Origin of the sequence: Aquincola agrisoli (genome assembly GCF_036621135.1) — a bacterium.
GTDB lineage: Bacteria > Pseudomonadota > Gammaproteobacteria > Burkholderiales > Burkholderiaceae_C > Aquincola > Aquincola agrisoli.
In genome coordinates, this window is the sequence record NZ_JAZIBG010000024.1 from 136,062 (window position 1) to 148,386 (window position 12,325).

Annotated in this window: 12 protein-coding genes; 3 read left to right on the forward strand and 9 right to left on the reverse strand. The window is 68.8% G+C overall.

The window, feature by feature from the left end; genetic code table 11:
* Window positions 1-24: 24 nt before the first annotated feature.
* From V4F39_RS10735 to kduI, 6 genes are all read right to left on the reverse strand, one after another.
* Window positions 25-1,323 (reverse strand): ABC transporter substrate-binding protein, encoded by a 1,299-nt coding sequence (locus V4F39_RS10735; protein ID WP_332289358.1) that lies wholly within the window; start codon window positions 1,321-1,323, stop codon window positions 25-27.
* A gap of 27 nt (window positions 1,324-1,350) precedes the next feature.
* On the reverse strand, window positions 1,351-2,481 hold the full coding sequence (locus V4F39_RS10740) for an ABC transporter ATP-binding protein (RefSeq protein WP_332289360.1): 1,131 nt from the start codon (window positions 2,479-2,481) through the stop codon (window positions 1,351-1,353).
* Window positions 2,482-2,503: 22 nt separating this feature from the next.
* Complete coding sequence (locus V4F39_RS10745) at window positions 2,504-3,412, reverse strand: carbohydrate ABC transporter permease (protein WP_332289361.1); 909 nt, start codon at window positions 3,410-3,412, stop codon at window positions 2,504-2,506.
* Window positions 3,409-4,296, reverse strand: coding sequence for a carbohydrate ABC transporter permease (locus tag V4F39_RS10750; RefSeq protein WP_332289362.1), 888 nt, complete (start codon window positions 4,294-4,296; stop codon window positions 3,409-3,411). Before V4F39_RS10750 ends, V4F39_RS10745 begins: the two co-directional genes overlap by 4 nt.
* 161 nt (window positions 4,297-4,457) lie before the next feature.
* Window positions 4,458-5,219: a 2-dehydro-3-deoxy-D-gluconate 5-dehydrogenase KduD gene (gene kduD, locus V4F39_RS10755; RefSeq protein ID WP_332289363.1), complete on the reverse strand. Its 762-nt coding sequence runs from the start codon at window positions 5,217-5,219 to the stop codon at window positions 4,458-4,460.
* A 20-nt stretch (window positions 5,220-5,239) separates the two neighbouring features.
* The gene (gene kduI, locus V4F39_RS10760) at window positions 5,240-6,076 is read right to left on the reverse strand and encodes a 5-dehydro-4-deoxy-D-glucuronate isomerase (RefSeq protein WP_332289364.1); all 837 of its coding nucleotides are present in this window, start codon (window positions 6,074-6,076) and stop codon (window positions 5,240-5,242) included.
* A gap of 198 nt (window positions 6,077-6,274) precedes the next feature.
* On the opposite strand from kduI, the gene V4F39_RS10765 reads away from it, so the two are divergent.
* Window positions 6,275-6,604, forward strand: coding sequence for a cupin domain-containing protein (locus V4F39_RS10765; protein ID WP_332289365.1), 330 nt, complete (start codon window positions 6,275-6,277; stop codon window positions 6,602-6,604).
* A 154-nt stretch (window positions 6,605-6,758) separates the two neighbouring features.
* The gene (locus V4F39_RS10770; RefSeq protein ID WP_332289366.1) at window positions 6,759-7,796 is read left to right on the forward strand and encodes a porin; all 1,038 of its coding nucleotides are present in this window, start codon (window positions 6,759-6,761) and stop codon (window positions 7,794-7,796) included.
* A 24-nt stretch (window positions 7,797-7,820) separates the two neighbouring features.
* Here V4F39_RS10770 and V4F39_RS10775 read toward each other — a convergent pair whose 3' ends face one another.
* Window positions 7,821-8,750, reverse strand: a complete 930-nt coding sequence (locus V4F39_RS10775; RefSeq protein ID WP_332289367.1) for a sugar kinase — start codon at window positions 8,748-8,750, stop codon at window positions 7,821-7,823.
* Window positions 8,751-8,863: 113 nt separating this feature from the next.
* Window positions 8,864-10,045, reverse strand: coding sequence for an NO-inducible flavohemoprotein (gene hmpA, locus V4F39_RS10780; protein ID WP_332289368.1), 1,182 nt, complete (start codon window positions 10,043-10,045; stop codon window positions 8,864-8,866).
* A gap of 139 nt (window positions 10,046-10,184) precedes the next feature.
* On the opposite strand from hmpA, the gene norR reads away from it, so the two are divergent.
* The gene (gene norR / locus V4F39_RS10785; RefSeq protein WP_332289370.1) at window positions 10,185-11,792 is read left to right on the forward strand and encodes a nitric oxide reductase transcriptional regulator NorR; all 1,608 of its coding nucleotides are present in this window, start codon (window positions 10,185-10,187) and stop codon (window positions 11,790-11,792) included.
* A 19-nt stretch (window positions 11,793-11,811) separates the two neighbouring features.
* On the opposite strand, the gene V4F39_RS10790 is transcribed toward norR, so the two are convergent.
* Window positions 11,812-12,231, reverse strand: a complete 420-nt coding sequence (locus tag V4F39_RS10790; protein ID WP_332289371.1) for an OsmC family protein — start codon at window positions 12,229-12,231, stop codon at window positions 11,812-11,814.
* Window positions 12,232-12,325 lie beyond the last annotated feature (94 nt).

A 12,325-nucleotide genomic window follows, 5' to 3' on the forward strand; every position in this document is an offset into this window, starting at 1 on the left:
TGTGGCGCTGCGCCAGCGCCTTGCTTACTTGATGCGGTTGAGCAGCGCGTTGCCTTCCTCGAGGAGGCGCTTGGCGGCGTCCTGCTCGGTGGCCTTGCCGTAGGCCACGGTCTCGAACACCTCGCGCATGAACTTGGAGAAGCGCTGGTTCTCGAAGAGCGGCGAGGGCAGGTCGATCCTGCCGGCCTCGTTCTGTTGCTTGATCTGGGTGTAGGCCGCGAGCTCCAGCGGCCCGATCCGGCTGTCCTTGACCAGGGCCTGGAACTGGCTGTCGGCCGCGGGCACGCCGCGCGACAGGCCCAGGATGCGGCCGGCTTCCGGGTCGGTCAGCAGGAAACTCAGGAACCTGGCCGCAACCTCGGGGTGCTTGCTGCGCTTGCTCACCGAGAACATCAGCGACGGCCGGCCGAACATGCCGGAGTTCTTGGCACCGGGCAGCGTCGGGAACTCGCCGATGACGAGCTTCTGCTGCTTGTCGAGCGAACTGGTGCGCAGCGGCAGCACCGAGTCCCAGGTGTAGTTGCCGGCCCAGTTGCCGTTGGTCCAGTCCTGCTGCTGCTCGGTGGGCTTCTCGGCCCCGCCCAGGCTCGCGCGGTAGGGCAGCGGCGTGGCGACCTTGGCGTCGGTGAACCGCTTGTAGGTCTGGACCCATTCGAGGAGCGCCTGCGGGCTCATCGCCACCTTGGGCTCGGTCGGGCTCACGTAGGGCGTGCCGTGCTTCTGCTGCACGTAGGCCAGCGACGCGAGGATGACGTCGTAGGGCTCGCCGTCCATCGCGAACACCTTGTCGCCGAGCTTGCCCTGGAGCGCCTTGCCGGCGGCGAAGACGTCGTCCCAGGTCTTCGGCAGCGGCACGCCCGCCCGGTCGAAGGTCGACTTGTTCCAGACGAACACACGGGCGCTGTACGACACCGGCAGCGCATTGAGCTTGCCGCGCACCTCGCCCATCTTCAGTTCCTCTGGCGAGAACTGGTCCAGGCCCAGCAGCGCCCGGTGCTTGTGCAGGTCGAGGAAGCCTTCGCCCGACTTGGAGTAGCTGGCCAGCCACGCCCAGTTGATCTGCATGATGTCCGGCTCGGAGCCGCCGGCGATCTGGGTCGACAGCCGCTCCTGGTAGCCGTTGAAGCCCATGTACTCGCCCTTGATCTTCACGCCCGGGTTCTTGGCCTCGAACGCGGCGATCGCCTTGAGCGTGCTTTCATGGCGTTCGCCGCCGCCCCACCACGAGAAGCGCAGCGTGGCGTCCTGGGCATGGGCGAGCGGGGCCAAGGCGGCGAGCGCGCAGGCGGCGGCTGTCGTGGCGATCAAGGAACGTCGTTGCATCGGAAGTCTCCCTTTGTTTCTTCGAGGTCAGAGGAACAGGTTGCGGCCATCGCCGCCGTGCTCGAACACATGGGCGTGCGCGAGCTGGAAGCCGAAGCGGTGGCGCTCGCCGCGCTGCTTGGCGTCGACGCCGAACATCTGGTCGGCCGGCACGCGGGCGGTGAAGGGCACGTCGCCGAGGTCGAAGTGCACGAACAGCTCGCTGCCCATGTGCTCGGTGAAGCGCAGCGTGCCTTCGACGCTGAACTGGCCGTCCTTCTCGACGCCGGCGGTGATGTGCTCGGGGCGGATGCCGAAGCGGATCTTCTGGCCGGCAAACGGCTTCAGCCGGGCCTCGCGGTGCGTGGGCACCGGCAGGGCCACGCCGCCCACGGCGATCGCCAGTCCCGAGCCGAGCGCCTGGACGGTGGCCTCGCGGATGTTCATCTCCGGCGAGCCGATGAAGCCCGCGACGAAGGCGTTGGCCGGATGGTTGTAGAGCGCGGTCGGCACGTCCACCTGCTGGATCGTGCCTTCCTTCAGCACGCAGATGCGCTCGCCCATCGTCATCGCCTCGACCTGGTCGTGCGTGACGTAGACGACGGTGGACGGCCGTCCCGCCTCGCGCAGCGTGCGGTGCAGTTCGGTCAGGCGCACGCGCATCGACGCGCGCAGCTTGGCGTCGAGGTTCGACAGCGGCTCGTCGAACAGGAACACCTCGGGCTTCTTGACGATGGCGCGGCCCACCGCCACGCGCTGTGCCTGGCCGCCGGAGAGCTGCTTCGGGTAGCGCTCCAGCAGGTGGTCCATCTCCAGCAGCTTGGCGGCGTCGCGCACGCGGCTGTCGACCTCGGCCTTCGGCGTGCCGGCCAGCTTGAGGCCGAAGGCCAGGTTGTCGTAGACCTTCATGTGCGGATAGAGCGCGTAGTTCTGGAAGACCATCGCGATGCCGCGCTGCTTGGGCGCGAGGTTGTTCACCACCTGGCCGCCGATGTGCAACTCGCCGCCGGAGATGGTCTCCAGCCCCGCGATCATGCGCAGCAGCGTGCTCTTGGCGCAGCCCGAGGGGCCGACGAACACCATGAACTCGCCGTCGCGGATGTCGAGGTCGACGCCGTGCACGGCGGTGAAGCCGTTGGCGTAGGTCTTCTGGATCTTCTTGAGGTTGACTTGGGCCATGTCTTTGTCTCCGTAGGGGGCGTCAGCCCTTGATGCCGCTGCTGGATGCGCCTTCGATGAAGTGGCGCTGGGCGGCGAAGAACACCGCGATGGAGGGCAGCAGCGCGACCACGGAGATCGCCAGCACGCTGGCCCATTCGACCTCCTCGGTGGCGCCGATGCTCATCTTCAGCGCCAGCGACACGGGGTACTTCTCGACGGTCGAGAGGTAGATCAGCGGGCCCATGAAGTCGTTCATCGTCCAGATGAACTGGAAGACGATCACGCTGATGATGGCCGGCTTGAGCAGCGGCACGATGATGTGCCAGAGCAGCTGCAGCGCATTGCAGCCGTCGATCTGCGCGGCCTCTTCCATGTCGCGCGGAATGCCGCGCAGGAACTGCACGAGCATGAACACGAAGAAGGTGTCGGTCGCGAAGGCCGAGGGCACGATCAGCGGCAGGTAGCTGTCGAGCCAGCCGAACTCCTTGAACATCAGGTACTGCGGCAGCCGCAGGATGATGAGCGGCAGCATCATCGTGCCGACCATGATGCCGAACAGCACCTTCTTGCCCCAGAACTCGAAGCGCGCGAAGGCGTAGGCCACCAGCGTGCACGAGACCACCGTCACCACGATGCGCGGCAGCGTGATCAGGAAGGAGTTGAGGAAATAGGTCGCGAAGGTGTACTCGGTGCTCGTCTTCCAGCCCTTGGCGTAGGCCGTGAGGTCGAAGCGCGAAGGCCAGAAGCCGATCTCGGTGAAGATTTCGGTGTTGGTCTTGAACGAGGCGCCGACGAGCCAGATCATCGGGTACAGCATCAGCAGCCCGACGAGGCCCAGCACGACGTAGCGCATCAAGGCGCTGAAGCGCTCGCGGCGGCGTGAGCGGGCGGCCTCCGCATCGGAGACCAGGCTCTGGTCGGCATGCAGCACGGAGAGGTTGGCGCTCATTTCTTGGTGTCCTTTTCGCCGGAGTAGAAGACCCAGTACTTCGAGGTGATGAAGGAGACCGCGCTGAGCGTGCCGACCAGCGCGAACAGCACCCACGACAGCGCGCTGCCGTAGCCTAGGTTGAAGTACTTGAAGCTCTGGTCGTAGATGTAGAGCGACAGCACGTAGGTGGAGTGCAGCGGGCCGCCCTCGGTGATCATGTAGGGGCCGTTGAACTCCTGGAACGCGTGCACCATCTGCATGATCAGGTTGAAGAAGATCACCGGCGTGATCAGCGGCACCGTGATGCGGAAGAACTGCTGCGTCTTGCTGGCGCCGTCGATCTCCGCCGCCTCGTACAACGAGGTGGGCACGTTCTGCAGCGCGGCCAGGAAGATCACCATCGCCGAGCCGAACTGCCAGGTGAACAGCAGGATCACCGTCCAGATCGAGTAGTGCTCGTCGGCCAGCCAGGCGATGGGCTCGATGCCCAGCTTGGCCAGCGCGATGTTGACCAGGCCGTTCTGCGAGAAGATGAAGCGCCACATCACCGCCGCGGCGATGGAGCCGCCGAGGATGGAGGGCAGGTAGAACGCCGAGCGGAAGAAGTTGATGCCGCGCAGCTTGAAATTCAGCACGTGCGCGATGAAGAGCGCGAAGCCCACGCGCAGTGGCACCGAGATCGCCACGAACAGCAGCGTGACCCCCATCGACTTGTGGAACAGCGGGTCGGCCCCGAAGAGTTCCCTGTAGTTGTCGAGCCCGATGTATTCGGGCGGGTTGATCACGTCGTATTGCGTGAAGCTGAGCGCGAAGCTCATCACGAACGGGAACAGCTTGAAGCCGAGCACGCCCAAGACGAAGGGCAGCACGAACATGAAGCCGAGCCTCTTGTTCTCGTACATGCAGTCTCACTCCTGCCGGCGGACCACCGTGGCGGCGCGCCTTGTTCGGCCGGGCAGGATCGAGCCCGCCCGGCGTGGGTCAGCCGGCGGCTGACTGCTCCGCGGCGAGGAAAGGGGCGCGGCCGTACGGCCGCCGCACCCCGGCGATCAGGACAGCGTGCTCAGCGTGCGAGCCAGCCGCCGTCGACGGCAACGGTATAGCCGTTGACGTAGTCGGACGCCTTCGAGGCGAGGAACACGACGGGCCCGGCCAGGTCGTCGGGCGTGCCCCAGCGGCCGGCCGGGATGCGCTCGAGGATGGCGGCGCTGCGGCCCTCGTCGGCCCGCAGCGGCGCGGTGTTGTTGGTGGCCATGTAGCCAGGCGCGATGGCGTTGACGTTGATCCCGTGCGCCGCCCACTCGTTGGCCATCAGGCGGGTGATGCCCATCACGCCGCTCTTCGAGGCGGTGTACGAGGGCACGCGCACCCCGCCCTGGAACGACAGCATCGACGCGACGTTGATGATCTTGCCGCCCGTGCCCTGGGCGACGTACTGCCGCGCCACCGCCTGCGAGAAGAAGAACACCGTCTTCAGGTTCAGGTCGACGACGTCGTCCCAGTCTTTCTCGCTGAACTTCAGCGCATCGTCGCGGCGGATGATGCCGGCGTTGTTGACGAGGATGTCGATCTTGCCGGCCACGCCCAGAGCCTGCTGCACCAGGCCTTCGAGGCCCGAGATGTCGGCGAGGTTGGCGCGAAGGTCGAGGAAGCGGCGGCCCATGGCTTCGATGCGGCGCGCCGTGTCCTTCGGCTCGACCACGTTGATGCCGACGACGTCGGCGCCGGCTTCGGCCAGCGCGCAGGCCATGCCCTGGCCGAGGCCGGTGTCGCAGCCGGTGACGATGGCGACCTTGCCGGCGAGTTGGAACTGTTCGAGGATCATGTCGTGAGGCTCCCGGGTGCTCAACGCAGCGTGGTCATGGGCACGTGGTCCATGTCCTTGAAGACCTGGTTCTCGCCGACCATGCCCCAGATGAAGGTGTAGGCCTGCGTGCCGACGCCGGAGTGGATCGACCAGCTCGGGCTGATCACGGCCTGCTCGTTGCGCACGACGATGTGGCGGGTCTCGGTGGGCTCGCCGAGCATGTGGAACACGGCGCCGTTGTCGGCCATGTCGAAGTAGAAGTACACCTCCATGCGCCGGTCGTGCGTGTGGCAGGGCATGGTGTTCCAGAGGCTGCCTTCTTGCAGCTGCGTCATGCCCATGAGCAGCTGGCAGGTGGGCAGCACGTCGGGCACCAGGAACTTGTAGATCGTGCGGCGGTTGCTGGTCTTCGGGTCGCCCAGCGTCTCGGGCGATGCCTCGGCGAGCGTGACCTTCTTGTGCGGATAGGTGGTGTGGGCCGGCGCGCTGTTGAAGTAGAGCTTGGCGGGGTTGGCCGGATCGGTGCTGCGGAACTCGAGCACCTTGGCGCCCTGGCCCACGTACAGCGCCTCGCGCGCGCCGACCTCGAAGTTGCGGTTGTCGACCTGCACGGTGGCCGGGCCGCCGACGTTGATCAGGCCCAGCTCGCGGCGCTGCAGGAAGAAGTCGGTGCCGGTGTGCTTGCCCAGCTCGGGCGAGAACGTCACCGGCTTCGTCACCGGCATCACGCCGCCCACGATGATCCGGTCGATCTGGCTGTAGGTCATCACCGCCTCGTCGGCGCGGAAGAGCGACTCGACCAGGAACTGCTCGCGCAGGCCGGTGGTGTCCAACGTCTTCGCGTGGGCGCTGTGGATGGGTTGGCGGATCTCCATGGAACGGGCTTTCTGTTGGCTTGGCGGTGGCGGATCTGGGCGTGTGGGGCAGCCTTGGGACTTACCCGAAAGATGGGTTCTTTGAAGTTGAACCATCGTTTCAAATTAATCAGTCCAACGTATAGTATCAACAAATCACCGTTCCACAAGAAGTTCATCCCCGGGAAATCCCGGGGCGGTGAGGCTGGAGGAGGAGCCTTGAGTTACTTCATCGATGACGACCATCCCTGGACGGAACTGGGCGATGGCATCCGCCGCAAGGTGGTGGGCCACACGCCCGAACTGATGTCGGTGCTGGTGCAGTTCGACGAGGGTGCCGTCGGTGCCGTGCATGCGCACGACGCGCACGACCAGATCGCCTACGTGCTTGCCGGGGCGTTCGAAGCCGACGTGGGCGGCGTCAAGCGCCGACTCGGGCCGGGTGATGCCTTTGTCGCGCCGCGGGAGGTGCCGCACGGCGTCGTCTCGCTGGCGCCCGGCAGCCTGCTGCTCGACCAGTTCTCACCGCGGCGCGACGACTACCTCTGACCCCGCCGGCCTGCGGCACTGCCGCCGCGAGGCCTTGTTGTGCCGGTGCCCTGCGTCGCACCGATGGTTGGCTGCACCCGCTGGTTGTGTCCCTGCGTCCGCAGGGCGGGGTGCGCACGTCCCTAAAAAACGCAAACACCAGGAGACCTCTCCCATGCAAACGATCCCCCGGCGCGGCGCGCCCTTGCTGGCCTGCGCGGCCCTCACCTTGGCGGCCGGCGCCGCCGCCGCGCAATCGAGCGTCACCATCTACGGCCGCATCGACCTCGGCGTGCGCTATGGCCCGGCCGACCTGCTGAAGTCGGACGACCGGATGTGGGCCGTGGAGGACAGCTCCACCGGCCGCATCGGCTTTCGCGGCGTGGAAGACCTCGGCGGCGGCGTGTCGGCGTTCTTCCAGCTGGAGCACCGGCTGAAGGCCGACACCGGCATGGTCGACGGCGGCGTGTTCTGGAAGGACAAGGCCTGGGTCGGGCTGGCCAGCAAGACGCTGGGCTCGGTGCAGCTCGGCCGCATGAGCTCGCCGCAGGACAACCTCGGCGTGAACGGCCGCTTCGAGGCCTTCGGCGGCGATTCCTATGCCTCCAACGGCAGCCGCGGCGCGAAGTCGGCCGCCAAGTGGGACAACACCGTCTACTACACGACGCCCTTCCTGTCGGGCTTCACGGCCGGCGTGGCGGTGGCGGCCGGCGAAGGCACGCGCAAACGCGCGCAGGGCTTCCACCTCGACTACGCCAACGGCCCGCTGGTGCTGGCCACCACCTTCCAGACCGAGCAGGACCCGGTGTCGGGCGCGCCGTCCGGCAACGGCATCCGCACGGTGACGCTGGGCGGCTCATACCAGTTCGGCTTCGCGAAGCCGAGCTTCACCTACGCCCGGTCGACCGACCTCGGCGCGAGCGACGAGGGCAAGGAAACGGTGTGGACCGTCGGCGCTCGCATACCGGCCGGCCCGGGCGAGCTGCGGGTGTCGTTCCGCCGCATCGACGGCGACAGGGTCAACGGCAGCACCCACGCCGCCGACCGCAAGAGCCATCGGCTGGGCGTCGGCTACCAGTACTTCCTGAGCAAGCGCTCGACGCTGAACCTCTCGCTGGTGAACGACCAGGTGAAGACCTTCAACGCCAACGGCAGCACGAAGACGGACTTCTCCGGCAACGGCTTCGAGCTGGCACTGCGCCACAACTTCTGACCGGCCCGGCGAGGGCCGGCCGCGTCACATCAGGTCGGCCATCGCCTCGCGGGGAATCAGCGCGCCGCGGTGTTGGATGACACGGGCCGCCAGCTGGTTGCCGCGGGCCGCGGCTTCCTGCGGCGAGCGGCCCGCCAGGCGCGCCGCCAGGTACGCGCCGGCGAAGGAATCGCCCGCGGCCGTCGTGTCCACCGGCTTCACGTCCAGCGTCGGCACCTCGGCGACCGGGGCCTGCCCGGCGCGCACCAGGGTGGCGAGGCGGCCGCGCTTGACCACCACCTCCGGCGTTGGCAGCGCCAGCGCCCGGGTGACGGCGTCTTCCAGCGCCGGCAGGGCATGCAGCGCCTGCTCGTCGTCGGCGGTGATCAGGGCCAGGCTGCTGGCGGCGTAGGCCTGCGCATACCAGTGCCGCGCTTCCTCGGGCTCGGCCCACAGGCGCGGACGGTAGTTGTTGTCGAAGGCGACGAGTGCGCCGCGCGCCTGCATCGCCCGCATCAGCGCGAGCAGCCGCTCGCGGCCCGCGGGCGGGAGGATCGCCAGGCTGATGCCACTCAGGTACAGCGCATCGAGCCGGCCCGCGGCCTCCTCGAGCGGCGTCTGCGGCGCATCGAAGTAGGCCTTGGCGGCGCTCTGGTCGCGCCAGTAGCTGAAGGTGCGTTCGCCGCTGGCATCCACCTCGATCAGGTACAGCCCCGGCGTGCGCCCGTGCACTCGCCGCACGAGGCCGACGTCCAGGCCTTCAGCTTGCCAGCGCTGCACCAGACCGTCGCTCAGACGGTCTTCGCCCAGGCCGGTGGCGTAGGTGGCCCGCACCGCGGGGCCGGCGCATCGCGCCAGGTACACGGCGGTGTTCAGCGTGTCGCCGCCGAAGGCCTGGCGCATCGTGCCGAACGCCTCGCCCTGCAGTTCCAGCATGCATTCACCGAACAGCGCCACCCGCGGAGCATTTGCCACGTTGTTCCCTCGATATCAAAACGTTGTTTCAATATTGTATGAACGGGAAGCGGTGGCGGATAGCCTCCGTCCGGAGCCAGCGACCTCGTCAGGCCGCGGGTGTTGCCATCCCGCTATTCCAGGGCGGAGGCCGGGCCGAAGAACTCGTAGCGCACCTGCGTGTCCGGCACCCCGAGCGCACGCAGCGTGCGGCGGACCTGCTGCATGAAGGGCCTGGGTCCAAGGAAATAGGCGTCCACGTCGGCAGGCGCGGCGGGCAGCCAGCCGGCGAGCCGGCCTTCGTCCAGCCGGCCCACGGCATGCGGCACATCGGCCGCCGCAGGTTCGTCGTAACAGTAGAAGCGCCGCAGCTGCGGGTGGCGGGCGGCCAGTGCGTCCACCGCCGAGCGGAAGGCGTGCACCGCATGGTTGCGCGCGCAGTGGATGAAGTGCACCGGCCGTGTGCCGGCCAGCGCCGCCTCCAGCATCGCCAGCGTCGGGGTGATGCCGACGCCTCCGCTGATCAGCACCACCGGCCGGTCGCCTTCCGCCAGCGTGAAGTGGCCGGCGGGCGGGAAGAGTTCGATGCAGTCGCCGGCGTGCACGGTGTCGTGCAGGAAGTTCGATGCCTTGCCGCCCGGCTCGCGCTTGACGCTGATGCGGTAGCTGCGCCCGTTGGGCGCGGCGGACAACGAGTAGTTGCGCCGGATCTCCTCGCCGTCGACCCAGAGCCGCAGGCCGATGTACTGCCCAGGCATGAAGCCGACCACCGCACCGCCGTCGGCCGGCACCAGGTGGAAGGACGTGATCTCCTCGCTCTCCTTCACCTTGTCGGCCACGGTGAAGGCGCGTGCGCCGCGCCATCCGCCTGGCGCGGCGGCCAGGGCGTCGTAGCGCTGGGCCTCGGCGCCGATCAGCAGGTCGGCGAGCTGCTGGTAGGCCGCGGCCCAGGCCGCGATCACTTCGTCGGTCGCCACCTCGGCGCCCAGCACCTCGCGGATCGCGCGCAGCAGGCAGGCGCCGACGATCGGGTAGTGCGCAGGCAGCACCTGCAGGGCGACGTGCTTGTTGACGATCTGCGCCGCCAGGTCGCCCAGCGCTTCCAGCCGGTCGATGTGCTTGGCGTACATCAGCACGCCGTTGGCGAGTGCACGCGGCTGGGCGCCGCTGGCCTGGTGGGCGCTGTTGAAGAGCGGCCGCACCTCGGGGTGCTCGGCCAGCATGATCCGGTAGAAGTGCGTGGTGAGTGCCTCGCCGCCCGTCTCCAGCAGAGGGACGGTGGCACGGACGATGGCGCGTTGGGCTTCGGTCAGCATGTCGATGGCTCCTTGGGGATGCGTGGTGCATTGCAACGCGCAGGCCAACCCCGAAGGCTCGGCAAATCAATGACTTGGCCGTGGTGATGTGCTTATGACATCACTATGATGAAGTCATATTCACGCACATGAAGTCGATATGACATCGAACGCCTTGCTCGACGCCGTCGTGCCGCTGGTCGCCGACCTCTCGCGCGACCTGCCGGAGGCCGAGCGCTTCCGGCGCCTGCTCGAAGGCCTGCGCACGCTGCTGCCGTGCGACGCGGTCGCGCTGCTGCGGCTGGAGGGAGACACCCTGCGGCCGCTGGCGATCGACGGGCTCAGCCCCGACACGCTGGGCCGGCGCTTCCGCGTGGCCCAGCATCCGCGCCTGCAGGCGCTGCTGGCGGCACGGGGGCCGCTGCGCTTCGCGGCGGACTGCGGGCTGCCCGATCCGTACGACGGGCTCGTGGAAGGGATCACCGGGCACCTGGAAGTGCACGACTGCGTGGGCTGCGCGCTGCAGGTCGACGAGCGCCCCTGGGGCTTGTTGACCCTGGATGCGCTGCAGCCGCAGCGCTTCTCGCAGATCGACCTGGGCGTGCTCGAGACCTTCGCCAGCCTGGCGGCCGCTACCGTCAGCGCGGCACAGCGCATGGCGCAGCTGGCCTCGCGCGCCGATGCCGAGCGCCGGCGGGCGGAGGGCTACCGGCTGGCTGCGGCGCCGGGCGCGCGCCAGCTGCTGGGCCAGAGCCCCGTGCACCGGCAGATGGTGAAGGAGATCGGCATCGTCGGCGCGAGCGAGCTGTGCGTGCTGATCCAGGGCGAGACCGGCGTCGGCAAGGAGCTGGTGGCGCAGGCGCTGCATGCCGCGTCGCCGCGCGCCGGGCAGCCGATGGTCAGCCTCAATTGCGCGGCGCTGCCCGACACGCTGGTCGAGAGCGAGCTGTTCGGCCACGTCAAAGGCGCCTTCACCGGTGCCGTGGCCGACCGCGCCGGCAAGTTCGAGCTCGCCCACGGCGGCACGCTGTTCCTCGACGAGGTGGGCGAGCTGCCCGAGCCCGTGCAGGCCAAGCTCTTGCGCGTGCTGCAGAGCGGGCAACTGCAGCGCCTGGGCTCCGACCGCGAGCGCCATGTGGATGTGCGCGTGATCGCCGCCAGCAACCGCGACCTGGCGCAGGAAGTGCGCGCCGGCCGCATGCGTGCCGACTTCTACCACCGGCTCAGCGTCTACCCGCTGCACGTGCCGCCGCTGCGCGAGCGCGGACGCGACGTGCTGTTGATCTGCGGCCATTTCCTGGAAGAGAACCGCGCGCGCCTGCACCTGGGCGGCCTGCGGCTCGACGCGTCCGCGCAGGCGGCGCTGCTGGCGCACGACTGGCCGGGCAACGTGCGCGAGCTGGAACACTTGGTGGGCCGCAGCGTGCTGCGGGCGCTGGCCGGCGCCACCTCGCGCCAGGGCGTGCCGCCGCGCATCCTCAGCCTCACGGCGGATGACCTGGACCTGCGGGCGCGGCCGCCCGGCGCGGCTGCCGCGCCCGCGGCGGGCCCCGGGGCCGATGCGGCCGAAGGCGGCGGCGACCTGGCCACGATGCCGCTGCGCGAAGCGGTCGATGCCTTCCAGCGCCAGCTGATCACCGGCACGCTGCAGCGCCACGGCCATCGCTGGGCGCCTGCCGCGCGCGCGCTGGGGGTGGACCGCGGCAACCTGGCGCGGCTGGCGGCGCGGCTGGGCGTGCCGCGCCGTCCGCAGGGCGGGCCGGGCTGACGGCGCGGGCCGGCGGCTGCTAGAGCACGTCGGCGTCCAGGTGGGTTTCGATGTGGATGTCGCCGACGAGGGTCTTGTGCACCGGGCAGGCCTCGGCCACGCGCAGCAGCGAGGCGCGCTGTTCGTCGGTGAGCGCGCCGAAGACCTGGATGGTGCGTGTCATGCGGTACACGCCTTCCGACTGCGCATGCTTGACCTGCACCCGGATCTGCCGCAGCGCATAGCCCTTGCGCTGGCTGTAGAGCTCCAGCGTCAACGTGGTGCAGGCGGCCAGCGCCGCGTCGAGCAGGTCGTGGGGGGAGGGCCGCAGCGCGGCTTCGCCGGGGCGCGGATCGACGTCCGCGATCAGCGCGCCCCCCGGCAGGAGGATCTCGCAGGCGGTTGCGCTGGCGCCCTCGGCGGCAGCGTCCTTCGGTTCCCAGGTGGCCTGGATGCTCATGGCAGGAGTTCTCCGGTGGTGAAGGTTCGGCAGCCGCAGCGTGCCATGCCGGCCTGACGGCCTGCGCGGCGAAGGGTCATCGGCGGGCAGGCCG

Bases quoted from the DNA above. Each gene is read 5' to 3' on its own strand.
- V4F39_RS10770 (WP_332289366.1), top strand. From the start codon at position 6,759: ATGCAAACGATCCCCCGGCGCGGCGCGCCCTTGCTGGCCTGCGCGGCC.
- kduI (WP_332289364.1), bottom strand. From the start codon at position 6,076: ATGGAGATCCGCCAACCCATCCACAGCGCCCACGCGAAGACGTTGGAC.
- V4F39_RS10735 (WP_332289358.1), bottom strand. From the start codon at position 1,323: ATGCAACGACGTTCCTTGATCGCCACGACAGCCGCCGCCTGCGCGCTC.
- hmpA (WP_332289368.1), bottom strand. From the start codon at position 10,045: ATGCTGACCGAAGCCCAACGCGCCATCGTCCGTGCCACCGTCCCTCTG.
- norR (WP_332289370.1), top strand. From the start codon at position 10,185: ATGACATCGAACGCCTTGCTCGACGCCGTCGTGCCGCTGGTCGCCGAC.
- V4F39_RS10740 (WP_332289360.1), bottom strand. From the start codon at position 2,481: ATGGCCCAAGTCAACCTCAAGAAGATCCAGAAGACCTACGCCAACGGC.
- kduD (WP_332289363.1), bottom strand. From the start codon at position 5,219: ATGATCCTCGAACAGTTCCAACTCGCCGGCAAGGTCGCCATCGTCACC.
- V4F39_RS10745 (WP_332289361.1), bottom strand. From the start codon at position 3,412: ATGAGCGCCAACCTCTCCGTGCTGCATGCCGACCAGAGCCTGGTCTCC.
- V4F39_RS10790 (WP_332289371.1), bottom strand. From the start codon at position 12,231: ATGAGCATCCAGGCCACCTGGGAACCGAAGGACGCTGCCGCCGAGGGC.
- V4F39_RS10750 (WP_332289362.1), bottom strand. From the start codon at position 4,296: ATGTACGAGAACAAGAGGCTCGGCTTCATGTTCGTGCTGCCCTTCGTC.